Annotated in this window: 13 protein-coding genes; 9 read left to right on the top strand and 4 right to left on the bottom strand. The window is 74.6% G+C overall.

Going from position 1 to position 14,130, the window contains the following annotated elements; translation table 11 throughout:
- Positions 1–7 precede the first annotated feature (7 nt).
- The 3 genes from ACIO5E_RS06160 (at position 8) to ACIO5E_RS06150 (ending at position 3,040) form a co-directional block, all read left to right on the top strand.
- On the top strand, positions 8–1,366 hold the full coding sequence (locus tag ACIO5E_RS06160) for a DUF2252 domain-containing protein (protein ID WP_400664279.1): 1,359 nt from the start codon (positions 8–10) through the stop codon (positions 1,364–1,366).
- Between the two features lie 154 nt (positions 1,367–1,520).
- Positions 1,521–2,060 (top strand): GNAT family N-acetyltransferase, encoded by a 540-nt coding sequence (locus ACIO5E_RS06155; RefSeq protein WP_400664277.1) that lies wholly within the window; start codon positions 1,521–1,523, stop codon positions 2,058–2,060.
- A gap of 59 nt (positions 2,061–2,119) precedes the next feature.
- Entirely contained in the window at positions 2,120–3,040 is a 921-nt protein-coding gene (locus tag ACIO5E_RS06150) for a DUF6891 domain-containing protein (protein WP_400664275.1), read from the top strand.
- Positions 3,041–3,130: 90 nt separating this feature from the next.
- Here ACIO5E_RS06150 and ACIO5E_RS06145 read toward each other — a convergent pair whose 3' ends face one another.
- Complete coding sequence (locus tag ACIO5E_RS06145; RefSeq protein ID WP_400664273.1) at positions 3,131–4,039, bottom strand: diacylglycerol kinase; 909 nt, start codon at positions 4,037–4,039, stop codon at positions 3,131–3,133.
- A complete protein-coding gene (locus tag ACIO5E_RS06140) occupies positions 4,036–5,658 on the bottom strand; it encodes an FAD-binding oxidoreductase (protein ID WP_400664271.1) in 1,623 nt (540 codons plus the stop codon). The genes ACIO5E_RS06145 and ACIO5E_RS06140 overlap by 4 nt, the downstream gene beginning before the upstream one ends.
- 20 nt (positions 5,659–5,678) lie before the next feature.
- On the opposite strand from ACIO5E_RS06140, the gene ACIO5E_RS06135 reads away from it, so the two are divergent.
- Complete coding sequence (locus tag ACIO5E_RS06135) at positions 5,679–6,314, top strand: TetR/AcrR family transcriptional regulator (RefSeq protein WP_400664269.1); 636 nt, start codon at positions 5,679–5,681, stop codon at positions 6,312–6,314.
- Positions 6,311–7,885: a glycerol-3-phosphate dehydrogenase/oxidase gene (locus tag ACIO5E_RS06130; protein ID WP_400664267.1), complete on the top strand. Its 1,575-nt coding sequence runs from the start codon at positions 6,311–6,313 to the stop codon at positions 7,883–7,885. Before ACIO5E_RS06135 ends, ACIO5E_RS06130 begins: the two co-directional genes overlap by 4 nt.
- Before the next feature lie 88 nt (positions 7,886–7,973).
- Here the strand turns inward: ACIO5E_RS06130 and ACIO5E_RS06125 are convergent, their stop codons facing one another.
- Positions 7,974–8,267, bottom strand: coding sequence for a hypothetical protein (locus ACIO5E_RS06125; RefSeq protein WP_400664265.1), 294 nt, complete (start codon positions 8,265–8,267; stop codon positions 7,974–7,976).
- A gap of 247 nt (positions 8,268–8,514) precedes the next feature.
- Here ACIO5E_RS06125 and ACIO5E_RS06120 point away from each other — a divergent pair, with 247 nt between their 5' ends.
- Complete coding sequence (locus ACIO5E_RS06120; RefSeq protein WP_045709215.1) at positions 8,515–9,090, top strand: TerD family protein; 576 nt, start codon at positions 8,515–8,517, stop codon at positions 9,088–9,090.
- Between the two features lie 61 nt (positions 9,091–9,151).
- On the opposite strand, the gene ACIO5E_RS06115 is transcribed toward ACIO5E_RS06120, so the two are convergent.
- Positions 9,152–10,429: a monooxygenase gene (locus tag ACIO5E_RS06115; RefSeq protein WP_400664262.1), complete on the bottom strand. Its 1,278-nt coding sequence runs from the start codon at positions 10,427–10,429 to the stop codon at positions 9,152–9,154.
- 183 nt (positions 10,430–10,612) lie between these two features.
- Between ACIO5E_RS06115 and ACIO5E_RS06110 the strand changes: the two genes are divergently transcribed.
- From ACIO5E_RS06110 to ACIO5E_RS06100, 3 genes are all read left to right on the top strand, one after another.
- Positions 10,613–12,679 (top strand): FAD-dependent oxidoreductase, encoded by a 2,067-nt coding sequence (locus ACIO5E_RS06110; RefSeq protein ID WP_400664260.1) that lies wholly within the window; start codon positions 10,613–10,615, stop codon positions 12,677–12,679.
- Positions 12,680–12,706: 27 nt separating this feature from the next.
- A complete protein-coding gene (locus ACIO5E_RS06105) occupies positions 12,707–13,246 on the top strand; it encodes a PadR family transcriptional regulator (RefSeq protein ID WP_400664258.1) in 540 nt (179 codons plus the stop codon).
- 104 nt (positions 13,247–13,350) lie between these two features.
- Positions 13,351–14,082, top strand: a complete 732-nt coding sequence (locus tag ACIO5E_RS06100; RefSeq protein WP_400664256.1) for a hypothetical protein — start codon at positions 13,351–13,353, stop codon at positions 14,080–14,082.
- Positions 14,083–14,130 lie beyond the last annotated feature (48 nt).

The raw sequence follows: 14,130 nt of genomic DNA, 5'->3' as shown, positions 1-14,130 counted from the left end.
GCCGCGCATGACCACCCCCGCCGAACGTCGCCGGCACGGCCGGGCCGCCCGCGACCGCGTCTCCCGCTCCGCCCACGGGCGGTGGATCCCCGCCGCCGACCGGCCGGACCCGGTGGAGGTCCTGGTGCGCCAGGGCGAGGACCGGGTCGCCCGGCTGCTGCCGATCCGCTACGGGCGGATGGCCGACACCCCCTTCAGCTACCTGCGTGGCGCCGCCGCCGTCATGGCCGCCGACCTCGCCGCCGTCCCCGACACCGGCCTCACCGTCCAACTCTGCGGTGACGCCCACCTGGTGAACTTCGGCGTGTACGCCTCGCCGGAACGCGCCCTGCTCTTCGACGTCAACGACTTCGACGAGACCTACCCCGGCCCCTTCGAATGGGACGTCAAACGGCTCGCCGCCAGCATCGCCGTCGCCGCCCGCGGCAACGGGCAGGACGAGGACCGCGCCCACCGCGCCGCCCGCGCCGCCGCCCAGGGGTACGCCACCGCGATGCGCCGCCTCGCGGGGCTCGGCGAACTCGACGTCTGGTACTCCCGGATCGATACCGGCGACCTGCTGCCGCTGCTGCGCAGGCCGAGGGGGCGCAAGCGGGCCGAGGACGGCCTCGCCCACGTCCGCCGCCGCACCAGCCTGCAGGCCTTCGGCAAGCTCACCGAGGAACGGGACGGGCGCCGGTGCATCATCAGCGCGCCACCGCTGATCGAACCGCTGAAGAAGACCGGACTGCGCGACATCGGCAAGGTGTTCAGCGACTACCGGGCCACCCTCGCCGAGGACCGCCGGCTCCTTCTCGACCGCTACCGCTTCGTCGACGCGGCCACGAAGGTCGTCGGCGTCGGCAGCGTCGGAACCCGCTGCTTCATCGTCCTGCTGGAGGGCCGGGACACCCGCGACCCGCTGTTCCTCCAGCTCAAGGAGGCCGGGCGGTCCGTGCTGGAGGAGCATCTGCCGCCCACCCGGGTCGCCGCCGAGGTCGCCGCCCACCACGGCGGCCGCCGTGTCGTCACCGGCCAGCACCTCATGCAGGCCGCCAGCGACATCTTCCTCGGCTGGACCACCGGCCCCGCCGGGCGCCACTTCTACGGCCGCCAACTGCGCGACATGAAGGGCTCGGTGGAGGTCGCCGACCTGACTCCGGCCGGCCTGCGCGGCTACGCCGACCTGTGCGGTCGCACCCTCGCCCGCGCCCACGCCCGCACCGGCGACCGCCTCGCCATCGCCGGCTACCTGGGCGGCGCGGACACCTTCGCGGAGGCGATCGCCGACTTCTCCGTCCGGTACGCGGACCAGACGGCGCTCGACCACGCGGAGCTGCTCGCCGCGATCGACGCCGGACGGATCACGGCGCGGCCGGGGATCTGAGGGGCCGGGGATCTGCGGGGCCGGGGATCTGCGGGGCCGGGGATCTGCGCGGCCGGGGATCTGAGGGGCCGGGGATCTGCGGGGCGGCCCGGCCGCCGGGGCCCGCCGGAAATGCGGTTGCCCCGGTGGGGGCGGCTGACATTGGCTTGCCCGCATGACCGAACTGCGCACCGACCGCCTGCTCATCCGCCCCTGGCGGGAGACCGACCTCGCGCCGTGGGCCGCGATGAACGCCGACCCCGAGGTCCGCGAGCACCTCGGGGACGTCCTCACCCGCGAGCAGAGCGACGCCTCGGTGGCGCGCTTCCAGGCCGAGAGCGCGGCGCGCGGCTACGGCTGGCTGGCCGTCGAGGTTCGGGCCACCGGCGAGTTCGTCGGCTTCGCGGGCCTCGACGACGTCGACGAGGGCCTGCCCTTCACCGGCGTCGAGATCGGCTGGCGCCTGGCCCGCGGGGCCTGGGGCCACGGCTACGCGACGGAGGCGGCCCGCGCCGTCCTCGCCCACGGCTTCGGCACCCTCGGCCTCGACGAGATCCTCGCCGTCACCACCGCGACCAACCTCCGCTCCCAGGCCGTCATGCGCCGCCTCGGGATGACGTCCGACCCCGCCGACGACTTCGAGGACCCGGACGCCCCCGAGGGCCCGCTGCGCCCCAACGTCCTGTTCCGCCTCCGCCGCGAGCAGACGGGCTGAGGTCGGACGGACGGACGCGGCCGCCGCCGTTGTCAGTGGCGTGTGCTTGGGTGATCCACATGCTGGCGATCGGGGTGCAGGAGAACGACGGGACGCGACACCTTCGGGTGGGCGCGGACGAGTTGGCGCGGCTGGTGCGGCGGATCGGCGCGGAGGGCGACCGCTTCCTGGTCGCGCAGCGGATACCGGACCTGCCGGACGTCTTCATCCAGGTGTGGCACGCCGACGGCGGTGACTACACGCTCGAACACCGCGACGGCTCCGCCGCCCGGCACTTCGAGGTGCGGACGGACGGGCCCGAGCCGGTGGTCGCCGCGATCACCGGCTGGGCGCGGCGGGAGCCGGGCTGGGGCGACGGGCTGGACTGGCAGCCGCTCGACCTGGGCCCGCGGCCCGAGCCCGTCCCGCCGTTCGACCTGCCCGCCGCCGACCTCCGGCACCTGGAGGACCGGCTGCGCCTCACCCTGGCCGCCGGCTACACCACCCGCGCCGAGCTCGCCGAGCTCGCCGAGGACCACCTCGTCTCCGGCGATCACCGCCCGCTCTCCCGCGACCAGGCCGAGCAACTCGCCGACCGGCTCTGGCTGGAGCGCGTCGGCGAGCAGACCGGCTGGATCGGCGAGACCGATCCGGAACGCCTCACCCGCGCCTTCGCCGCCCTGACGGCGGCCGGCCTCACCGCGCGGGAGCACTTCGCCTGCTGCCGCTCCTGCGGCGACGCGGAGATCGCCGCCGCCGCAGAGCCGGACGCCCACGGCTACGTCTACTTCCACAGCCAGGGCACCGACTCCGCCGCCGCCTGCCACGGCCTCAGCCTCCTCTACGGTGGCTTCGACGCCTCCCCGCTGACCACCACCGCCATCGGCCACGAGGTCGTCGCCGCCCTCACCGACGCCGGCCTGCCCGCAGTCTGGAACGCCGACCCGTCCCACGCCATCGAGATCCGCCCCCTCCTCTGGCTCCGCCGCCTGACCGGCTGAGCCCCACGGCCGAAGCCGAGCCCGCCGCGGCCTCGGGTCCGGCGCGGTGGGTGGCGCGCCGGACCGGGTGCGGTCGGGACGTCGGGCGGTTCAGGGGACCAGGAGGTGGAGGGCGGCTCGGTCGACGGTGACGTCGACGGGGAGCGGGGCGATGAACTCGCCGTCGGCGTAGGCGGTGATGGCGGGGGAGTCGATCCGCAGGGAGGTGGTGCGGTGGGTGGTGACCTCGGGGTGGGTGGTGTGGGTGCCCTTGAAGAGGGTGGGGAAGAAGCGGGCGATGCGCAGGCGGGGCATGGCGGCGACGAGGGTGAGGTCGAGGAGGCCGTCGTCGGGGAGCGCGGCGGGGCACATCAGCATGCCGCCGCCGTAGCTGCGGGTGTTGCCGACGGCGGCCAGGGTGAGGTCGCGTTCGATGACGGTGCCGTCGGCGAGGGTGATGCGGAAGGGCAGGGGACGCAGGTTGACGAACTCGGCGAGGATGGCCAGGTTGTAGCGCATCCGGCCGCGGGGCCACCGCAGCCGGTTGGCGCGGTCGCTGACCAGGGAGTCGAAGCCGGTGGCGAGGACGGAGCCGTACCAGCGGGTGGTGCCGTCGGCGGCGGTGACCCGGCCGAGGTCGACGGTCCGGGTGCGTCCGGCGGCGACGACGTCGGCGGCGGCCTCGGGGGTGCCGAGCGGGAGGCCGTATTCGCGGGCGTGGTCGTTGCCGGTGCCGGCGGGTATCACGCCGAGCGGGCAGTCCGTGCCGGCGACGGCCTGCAGGGCGAGGTTGATCATGCCGTCGCCGCCGACCACCACGACCGCGTCGACGCCGTCGGCGACGGCCTGGCGGGCGAGGCGGACGGAGTCCTCGGGGTCGCGGCCCGCGTGCCGGTCGACGTCGAGGCCGAGGGCGCGCAGGCGGGCGACGGCCCGGTGGGCGACGGGTGCGGCGTGGCCGGCGCCCGCCGCCGGGTTGGTGAGAACGGCGACCCGGTGGACGGTTCTCGGGCCGGTCAAGGGATCAGCTTGCCGGGGTTGAGGATGCCGGCCGGGTCGAGTTCGGCCTTGACGGCGCGCAGGATGCGCACGCCCAACTCGCCGATCTCGTCGGTCATCCAGGGCCGGTGGTCGGCGCCGACGGCGTGGTGGTGGGTGATGGTGGCGCCGGCGGCGACGATGGCGTCGCAGGCGGCGCGCTTGGCGACGGCCCACCGGGCGAGCGGGTCCTCGCCGAGGGCGGCGACGACGGTGAAGTAGAGCGAGGCGCCGGTCGGGTAGACGTGCGAGATGTGGCAGAGGACGAGGGCGCCGGGCAGGGCGGTGGTGAGGGCCTGGGTGACGGCGGTGCGCAGCTCCGGCAGTCGGCTCCAGTCGGTCGCCGTCTCCAGGGTCTCGCACAGGGCGCCGGCGCTGAGCAGGGAGTCCCGCAGGTAGGGGGCGTTGAACCGGCCGTGTTCCCAGGCCCGGGCGGGGGCTTCGCCGAGGGAGGTGGCGCCGGCGGCGAGCAGGGTGTCGCGGGTGAGCCGGTGGCGGGCGGCGACCTGTTCGGCGGTGCCCTCGAAGACGGTGACGGCGAGGCAGCCGCTGACGGCGGGGGCGCCGCCGATCTGCTCGGTCATGGCGAGGTTGACCATGGTCTCGGCCTCGTCGGAGAGCCGGATGACGGTCGGGCCGGTGCCGCCCTGCTCCACGGCGCGCAGGGCGGCGCTGCCGGTGGCGAAGTCGGGCAGGCTCCACGCCTCGTAGGCCTTGACGGCGGGCAGCGGGTGAACCCGGAGCCGGACGGCGGTGATGACGCCGAGGGCGCCCTCGGAGCCGAGGAAGAGTTCGCGCAGGTCGGGGCCGGCGGCGGAGGCGGGGGCGCGGCCGAGGTCGAGCACCCCGGCGGGGGTGACGACGCGCAGGCCGCGGACCATCTCGTCGAAGCGCCCGTGGCCGGCGGAGTCCTGGCCGGAGGAGCGGGTGGCGGCGAAGCCGCCGATGGTGGCGTAGCGGAAGCTCTGCGGGTAGTGGCCGAGTTCGTAGCCGCGTTCGGCGAGCAGGGCCTCCGCGGCCGGGCCGGTGAGGCCGGCGCCGAGGACGGCTTCGCCGGAGGTCTCGTCGAGGTCGTGGAGGCGGTCGAACCGGCGCAGGTCGAGCGAGACGACGGCGGTGAAGGAGCCGCGCTCGGGGTCGAGGCCGCCGACGACGCTGGTGCCGCCGCCGAACGGGACGACGGCGATGCGGCGTTCGGCGCAGAGCGCGAGGACGGCGGCGATCTCCTGCTCGTCGCCGGGCAGGACGACGGCGTCGGGCGCGTCCTGGGGCGCGCGGCTGCGGCGGCGCAGCAGGTCGGGAGTGGACTTGCCGCCGGCGCGCGGGAGCCGGTCGGCGTCGGCGGCGCTGACGTGGGCCTCGCCGACGGCGGCGGCGAGGGCCTTGAGGTCGTCGGCGGAGATCCGCGAAGGGTGCAGCACGACCTCGTCCGCGGCCGGTCCGGGGGCGGCGTCGCCGGTGACGCCGAGGGCGGCGGCGAGCAGCCCCTTGACGTCCGCGGACAGCTCCTTGGCGAGGGCCGGGTCGCCCCAGGCGTCCCACTTCATCGGGGGGAGCGGCAGCGCGGCGTCGGCCGGTCCCGCTTGCGTCTCAGGTGCCATGCGTTACAGTTTCACACATCATGTCAAGTAGTAACGCCGAGCCCCGCAGCGCCGCGCAGCCTCCCGAGGCAGCCCCGGCGCCCCGCAGCACCGACGACGCGATCCTGGACGCCGCCGCCGACCTGATCGTCCATCTCGGCGTGCGCCGAACGCAGTTGGCGGAGATCGCCCGCCGCGCCGGGGTCAGCCGGCCGACCGTCTACCGGCGCTGGCCGGACGTGCGGTCGGTGATCGGCGCGCTGCTCACCCGGGAGATCCGGGCCACCCGGGAGGGCGTCGCCCTGGAGTTCGGCGGCGGGACCCCGATCGACCGGGAGGCCTTCGTCGACGGGGTCGTCGAGGTGGCCGTCCGGCTGCGGGACCACCCGGTGCTCGGCGCGCTGCTGCGCTCCTCCGACTCCGACCTGCTGCTGGAGTACGTCGTCGAGCGGCTCGGCACCAGCCAGCGCGGCCTGCTGGAGGCGCTGCGCGCCGGCATCGAACAGGGGCAGGCCCACGGTTCGATCCGAGCCGGCGAGCCGGTCGAACTGGCCGCCATGGTCCTGCTGATCGCCCAGTCCACCGTCCAGTCGCACCGCATGGTGGCCTCGCTGCTGCCGGAGGCCGCCTGGCGGCGCGAACTGGCCACCGCGCTGAACGGATACCTCGCGCCATGACCTCGACGCCCGCTGCTTCCTCCGCCGGCCCCTTCGCCGGTTCCAGTCGACTCGACGCGGCCCGGAGGCGGTGGGAGCTGGACGCGCTGGGGGACCGCCCGCGGGTGGACCTGCTGGTGATCGGCGGCGGTGTCACCGGCGCCGGGGTGGCCCTGGACGCCGCCGCGCGCGGCCTGCGCACGGTGCTGGTCGAGGCCCGCGACCTGGCCTTCGGCACCAGCCGCTGGAGCTCCAAGCTGGTGCACGGAGGCCTGCGCTACCTCGCCTCCGGCCGGATCGGGGTGGCCCGGGAGAGCGCCGTCGAGCGCGGCGTGCTGATGACCCGCACCGCCCCGCACCTGATCCGTCCACTGCCCCAACTGGTGCCGCTGCTCCCGGGGTTGCTGCGCCCCGGACAGGCCTCGCTGATCCGGGTGGGCTTCCACGCCGGGGACGCGCTGCGCCTCAGCGCCGGGACGCCGGGCGCGCTGCTGCCCCGGGTGCGCCGGATCGACGCCGCGCGGACACGGCAGCTGGTGCCGGGCGTGCGGACGGCCGGCCTGTCCGGCGCGCTGGTCGCGCACGACGGCCAACTCGTGGACGACGCACGGCTGGTGGTGGCACTGGCGCGGACCGCGGCGCAGTACGGCGCCACCGTGCTGACCCGGGTGCGGGCGGAGTCCGTGACGGGAACCTCCGCCCGGCTCACCGACACGCTCACCGGGCAGTCGCTGACCGTCGAGGCCGGCGCGGTGGTCAACGCCACCGGAGTCTGGGCGGGCGAGGTGGACACGTCGATCAAGCTGCGGCCCAGCCGGGGCACCCACCTCCTGGTGGACGCCGCCGCGCTCGGCCACCCCACCGCGGCGCTCACCGTGCCGGTGCCCGGCTCGACCAGCCGCTTCGTCTTCGCGCTGCCGCAGCAGCTCGGCCGGGTGGCGATCGGGTTGACCGACGAGGACGCGCCCGGGCCGATCCCGGACGAGCCGGTGCCCACCGAAGGCGAGCTCGCGTTCCTGCTCGACACCGTCAACGCCGCCCTGAGCACCGCGCTGACCAGGGCGGACGTGCGCGGCGCGTACGCGGGACTGCGGCCGCTGATCGACACCGGGGGCGGCAGCACCGCCGACATCTCCCGGGAGCACGCGGTGCTGGAGTCGCCGTCCGGGGTGGTCACGGTGGTCGGCGGCAAGCTCACCACCTACCGGCGGATGGCCGAGGACGCGGTGGACACCGCCGTCCGGCTGCGCGGCCTGCCGGCCCGTGCCTGCTGGACGGCCCGCCTGCCGCTGGTCGGGGCCCCGACCCACCGGGACAGCCGCCCGCTCCCGGCGAGCGGCGCGCCCGGCTCGCTGCTCGCCCGGCACGGCGGCGCGGCCTGGGAGGTGCTGGCCGCCGGCGACCTCGGGCCGATCGCCGAAGGCCTGGACGTGACGCGCGCAGAGGTCGCCTACGCCGTCACGCACGAGGGCGCGCTGGACGTCGCCGACGTGCTCGACCGCCGGACCAGGATCGGCCTGGTCGCCGAGGACGCCGAGTGCGCCCGCCCGGCGGTCGAGGAGATCCTGACGCGGCACCAGGGCGGCGCTTAGACGTGCTGCGGCGGGCCCCGGGCTCTCACCCGCCCGGTCGTGGTAGTCGTGATGACCGTCAAGGACAGGGGGCATCGGCCGGGTGGTCTCAGCGCGCCGCGCGCTCCGGCATCGGGTGTTCGGATCCCGCGACCGTCAGGACGCAGGAGTACGGCTGTTCGGCCACACCAGTCCGGTCGAGCCGGACGGAGAGCGGCAGCGGCGGCTCCCCGGCGAGCTGGGCGGAGAGCGTCAGCGGGTAGACGCCGTGCCCGTGGACGCGGTGGAAGGCGCACTCCTTGCCGTCCACCAGCAGCTCGGTCTCGGTGATCCAGCCGGTCCGGACGTTGACGGTGACCGAGTGCCCGGCCTGGTCGGCGTGGAAGCTGTACCGCTGACGCATGGGAACCTCCCGCGCGGGGGCTTCGATCGGGGAAGGTCAATCGGGAAGGACCAGAGGATCCACGGCCAGTCTAGGGCGGCCACCCGGCAGGGGCGCCCCTGCGGGTCGGTGTCGGCGGGCCGGGGTGACGGTCGGTTCCCGGTGGAGCCCCTGAGAAATCCCCGGGGTGGGGCCCGACCGCAGGTGGATTCCGGTGATCTCTACAGTGTTGTAGATTCGTCCGCAGGGAGAGATCGAGGAGGGCATTGTGGGAGTTTCGCTGGCCAAGGGCGGCAACGTCTCGCTGAGCAAGGAGGCGCCCGGTCTGAGCGCCGTGATCGTGGGTCTCGGCTGGGACGTGCGCACCACCACCGGGGCCGACTACGACCTGGATGCCAGCGCGCTGCTGTGCAACGCGCTCGGCAAGGTGGTCTCGGACCAGCACTTCGTCTTCTTCAACAACCTGCGCAGCCCCGAGGGCTCGGTCGAGCACAGCGGCGACAACCTGACCGGTGGCGGCGACGGCGACGACGAGCAGATCAAGGTCGACCTGGCGCGGGTGCCGGCCGACGTGGCGAAGGTGGTCTTCCCGGTGTCGATCTACGACGCCGACGCCCGGCTGCAGAACTTCGGGCAGGTCCGCAACGCGTTCATCCGGGTCGTGAACCAGGCCAACGGCCAGGAGATCGCCCGCTACGACCTCAGCGAGGACGCGTCCACCGAGACCGCGATGGTCTTCGGCGAGCTGTACCGCAACGGCGCGGAGTGGAAGTTCCGCGCGATAGGGCAGGGCTACGCCTCCGGTCTGCGTGGTATCGCGACCGACTACGGCGTCAACGTCTGAGCCCTGCGGGTGATCCGACGGGGTTTCGGCGGATCGGCCGGACGGGCCCTGGGCGGGCGGCTCACGCGGGCCGCCCGTCCGGCGTCGGCCCGAGGGCGTGGCCGCCGAAACCCCCGCCGCCGGTGAGCTGTTGCCGCCACCAGGCGGTCATCGCCGGCTCGTCCATGGCCGACCAGTCGGGCGCCGCGGCGACCTGCGCCCGGCCGAGCCGTCGGCCCAGTTCCACCAGCTCCCGTCCGACCACGCCCCGCTCGTGGTCGTACCCGGCCAGCAGCGACGACCAGGACCCGCCGCCCGCCTGCCCCGCCCGCTCGAAGGCGTGCGCGTCCTGCAGTGCCTTCACCGCGCCGCTGGTGTTGTGCGGCCGGACGACGGTGGCCGCGTCCCCGCCGAGGAGCAGGCGCCCGGCCGTGCGGCGCGGGGTCGCCAGGTCGTAGACGGGCTGCAGGAAGGTCCGCTCGCGCGGGGTGATCGTGACCAGGGCGGCCCAGTACGGCGGCAGGTGCCGTTCGGCGAGCTGGCGCAGCTCGTCCACCTGGGCGTCGGTGAGGGTGCCCGCCGGGATGCTGGTCGGGCCGTCGAGGCGCAGCCAGGCGGGGGTGGGCGCGTAGAAGACCCAGTTCGCCTGGGTGCTGCCGGGGGTGAGTCCCGGGATGCGGTAGATCACGACCTGGCCGCCGGGGTAGCAGACGGTGGCGCACTCGTCCTCCGGCCAGGCCCCGGCGCCCCCGGGCAGCTCCGCCAGCAGCGCGGTGTCGTAGCTGCCGCGCCAGCACACGTACCCGGCGTACTCGGGCCGGGCCTCCGGGCAGACGGCCGCGCGGACCACCGAGCGGTAGCCGTCGGCGCCGATCACCAGGTCGTACGGTTCGCGGGTGCCGTCGGCGGCCGCGGTCCAGGCGCCGTCCCGGTCGCCGCCGACCGCGGCGACCGTGGCGCCCAGCCGGAACTCGACCCGGTCGGGTGTCCGTTCGCGCAGGGCCTGCCAGAGCACGGCCCAGTGGTGGGAGTGGAACGGCATCGGCTGGTTCCAGAGCACCCGCCCGCGCCCGCCCGGCCCGTCGTCGGACGGGTCCCGGGTGACCCAGCGGCGGACGGTGAGGCGGTGGCGGCGGACGCCCTCGTCGAGGTGGCCGGCGCGGACCAGTTCGGCGAAGCGGTCGTCGTGGATGCAGATCCCGACGCCGCGGTCCTCCAGGCGGCCGGGGCTGCGTTCCAGGACCACGATCCGGTCCGCCCCCAGCCGGGCGGCGGCCCCGGCGAAGGCGCTTCCGGCGATGCTGCCGCCGATCACGGCTATCGAGCCACCCCGCACGGCCGTCCCCTCCCACATGTTCATGATGTCAATACGACAATACGCGGATCCTTGAGCGGAGTTGGCGTGAATCGGGGAGCCGGGGCGGCGCCCTGCCGTCATCCCCGCCGCCGCCCCTGCCGGCACTCTTATGCAACTAGTTGCACATGCTCCCGGCGTCACCTACTCTGCGGTAACACCGACCCCGCCGCCCCCCAGGAGACATCGATGAGCGCGTCGATCAGCACGTCGATGAGCACCGCCCCCGACAGCAGCCGCTACCCGCACCTGCTCAGCCCGCTCGACCTCGGCTTCACCACCCTGCCCAACCGCGTGATCATGGGCTCGATGCACGTCGGCCTGGAGGAGGCCCCCGGCGGCTACCAGCGGATGGCCGCCTTCTACGCCGAGCGCGCCCGCGGCGGCGTCGGCCTGATCGTCACCGGCGGCATCGCCCCCAACGAGGCCGGGCGCCCCTGGGAGGGCGGCGCGATGCTCACCACCGAGGCCGAGGCCGACCGCCACCGCGTCGTCACCGACGCCGTGCACGCCGCCGGCGGCCGGATCGCCCTGCAGATCCTGCACTTCGGCCGCTACGCCTACCACCGCGACCTGGTCGCCCCCAGCGCCCTCCAGGCCACGATCAGCCCCTTCGTCCCCCGCGAGCTCACCGCCGCACAGGTCGAGCGGACCATCGAGGACTTCGCCCGCTGCGCCGAACTCGCCCGCCGCGCCGGGTACGACGGCGTCGAGATCATGGGCTCCGAGGGCTACCTGATCAACGAGTTCATCGTCGCCGCCACCAACCGGCGCGAGGACGAGTGGGGCGGCCCGTACGAGCGGCGGATGCGCTTCCCGGTGGAGATCGTCCGCCGGGTCCGCGAACGGGTCGGCGAGGACTTCATCATCGTCTACCGCCTCTCCATGCTCGACCTGGTGCCCGGCGGCTCCACCCTCGACGAGGTCGTCCGGCTCGCCCAGGCCGTCGAGGCCGCCGGGGCGACCATCATCAACACCGGCATCGGCTGGCACGAGGCCCGCATCCCCACCATCGCCACCTCCGTGCCGCGCGGCGCGTTCGCCTGGGTGACCAGGAAGGTGATGGGCAAAGTCGGCATCCCGCTGGTCACCACCAACCGCATCAACACCCCCGAGATCGCCGAGCGGTTGCTCGCCGAAGGCTGCGCCGACCTGGTCTCGCTGGCCCGCCCGCTGCTCGCCGACGCCGACTTCGTCGCCAAGGCGGAAGGCGGCCGCGCCGACGCCATCAACACCTGCATCGGCTGCAACCAGGCCTGCCTCGACCACACCTTCAGCGGCCTGATCACCTCCTGCCTGGTCAACCCGCGCGCCTGCCACGAGACCGAACTCGTGCTCGCGCCCACGCGGTCGCGCAAGCGGATCGGCGTCGTCGGGGCCGGACCGGCCGGGCTCGCGTTCGCCGTCTCCGCCGCCGAACGCGGCCACGACGTCACGCTGTTCGACGCCGCCGAGGCCGTCGGCGGGCAGCTGGACATCGCCCGGCGCATCCCCGGCAAGGAGGAGTTCGACGAGACGCTGCGCTACTACCGCACCCGGCTCGCCGAGTTGGCCGTCACGCTGCGCCTCGGTGCGGCCGCCACCGCCGAGCAGCTCGCCGCCGAAGGCTTCGACGAACTCGTCCTCGCCACCGGCGTCACCCCGCGAACTCCCGCCGACATCCCGGGAGTCGACCACCCCAGCGTGCTCGGCTACCTCGACGTGCTGCGCGACGGCGCACCCGTCGGCGAACGGGTCGCCATCCTCGGGGCGGGCGGCATCGGCTTCGACGTCGCCGAGTTCCTCACCGATCGGGGCGACGCCGCGAGCCTCAACCCGCCCGTGTTCCAGGCCAAGTGGGGCATCGACCCGGACTACCGCGAGCGCGGCGGACTGCGCCGCCCCGAACGGCCCGCACCGCCGCGCACGGTCCACCTGCTCCAGCGCAAGACCGGCAAGGTCGGCGCCGGGCTCGGCAAGACCACCGGGTGGATCCACCGCACCGAGCTCAAGCACCGCGGCGTCACCATGGTCGCCGGCGTCACGTACGACCTGATCGACGACGCCGGACTGCACTTCACGGTGGACGGCGAACGCCAGCTGCTGCCCGTCGACACCGTGGTGCTCTGCACCGGCCAGGAGCCGCGCCGCGACCTGTACGACGCGCTGCGCGAGCGCGGCCTGGAGGTCCACCTCATCGGCGGCGCCGACGTCGCCGCCGAACTCGACGCCAAGCGGGCCATCAAGCAGGGCACCGAACTGGCCGCGACGCTCTGACCGGCCGGGCCTCGTACGATCGACGGCATGTCGCTGCCGCACGCCATCCTCACCGCCCTGCTGGAGAAGCCGTCCTCGGGGCTGGAGCTGACCCGGCGCTTCGACAAGTCGATCGGCTTCTTCTGGCCCGCCACCCACCAGCAGATCTACCGCGAACTGGGCCGGCTGGAGGCCTCCGGACACATCCGGGCCCTCCAGCCGTCCGGCCCCGTCCGCGGGCAGAAGAAGGAGTACGAGGTCCTGCCCGGGGGCCGTGCCGAACTGGCCCGCTGGACGGCCGAGGGCGCCGCGCCCCGCGCCGTCCGGGAACCGCTGCTGCTGCGGCTGCGCGCCGCCGCCGTGGTCGGCACGGACGGCCTGGCGGCCGAGCTGCAGCGCCATCTGACGCTTCACCGCGCGCAGTTGGACGACTACCTGGAGATCGAGCGGCACGACTTCCCGGCCGAGGCGGCGGACGGGGAGAACCGCCTCCAACACGCCGTGCTGCGGGCCGGCATCGGCCTGGAGGCCTTCTGGGTGCAGTGGCTCGCCGAGACCCTCGAAGCGCTGCCGCCGGACCGGTCCTGACCTGCGGGTTTCCCGCGCATTCCGGCTCCCCGCGCGCCCCGTCCCGGCCCCGGTGGGACACTGGTGACCTGTCCCTGCCCGAACTCTCGACCGGGGGCCAATCCATGTATCTCCCGAGGCCTCTCCGCGCCCTCACCGCCGCAGCCCTCCTCGCGGCGGTCACCTTCGGCCCGGCCCACCTCGCCACGGCCGTGGCGCCCACCCAGGACCTGCCCTCCACCGATCGGCTCACGTCGGCGCTGCTCACCGTCGACGACGTCGGGCCCGGCTTCACGGAGGTCCCCAGCACGGCCGGCCCCGGCCCCGAGGAGAACCCGACGCCGGCCAGTGGCTGCGACGCCCTCAGCGCCCTGATCAACATGCACACCGGCGAACCCGGCCCTTCGACCCCGCACGTCGAGGTCGAACTGGACGGTCAGGACGGCAATCCGCTGGTGACCGAGGCCCTCACGGCCGAGGACCCGGCCAAACTCGCCACGGACTTCAACAGCGCCACCGACGCCCTGAAGAACTGCCGCACCATCACCTTCAACTCCGGCACCGACGACGCGGTGACCTTCACCGTCACCCCGATCGCCCTCGGCGACCGCCAGGACGCCCCCGCCGTCCGCCTCGACGGCACCCTGGCCGGCGTCCAGCTCAACGCCTTCGTCGGCATCGAACGCTTCGGCACCGTCGGCATGGCCTTCGCCTTCTACCAGCGCGACGGCGACTCCTCCCAACTCGCCTCCGTGCAGTACCGCACCGCCGTCGCCAAGGTCGAGCACGCCCTCGGCACCACCGCCGGCGCCACCACCCCACCCACCGCCCCCGCCACCAAGGGCACCGCCGTCTGACCCGGCGCCACCCGCCACCGCGGCCCCGGAGCGGGCCGCGGTGGTCCG

The organism is Kitasatospora sp. NPDC087314 (assembly GCF_044744365.1).
Taxonomy (GTDB): domain Bacteria; phylum Actinomycetota; class Actinomycetes; order Streptomycetales; family Streptomycetaceae; genus Kitasatospora.
This window is presented reverse-complemented; position numbering and strand designations above follow the sequence as displayed.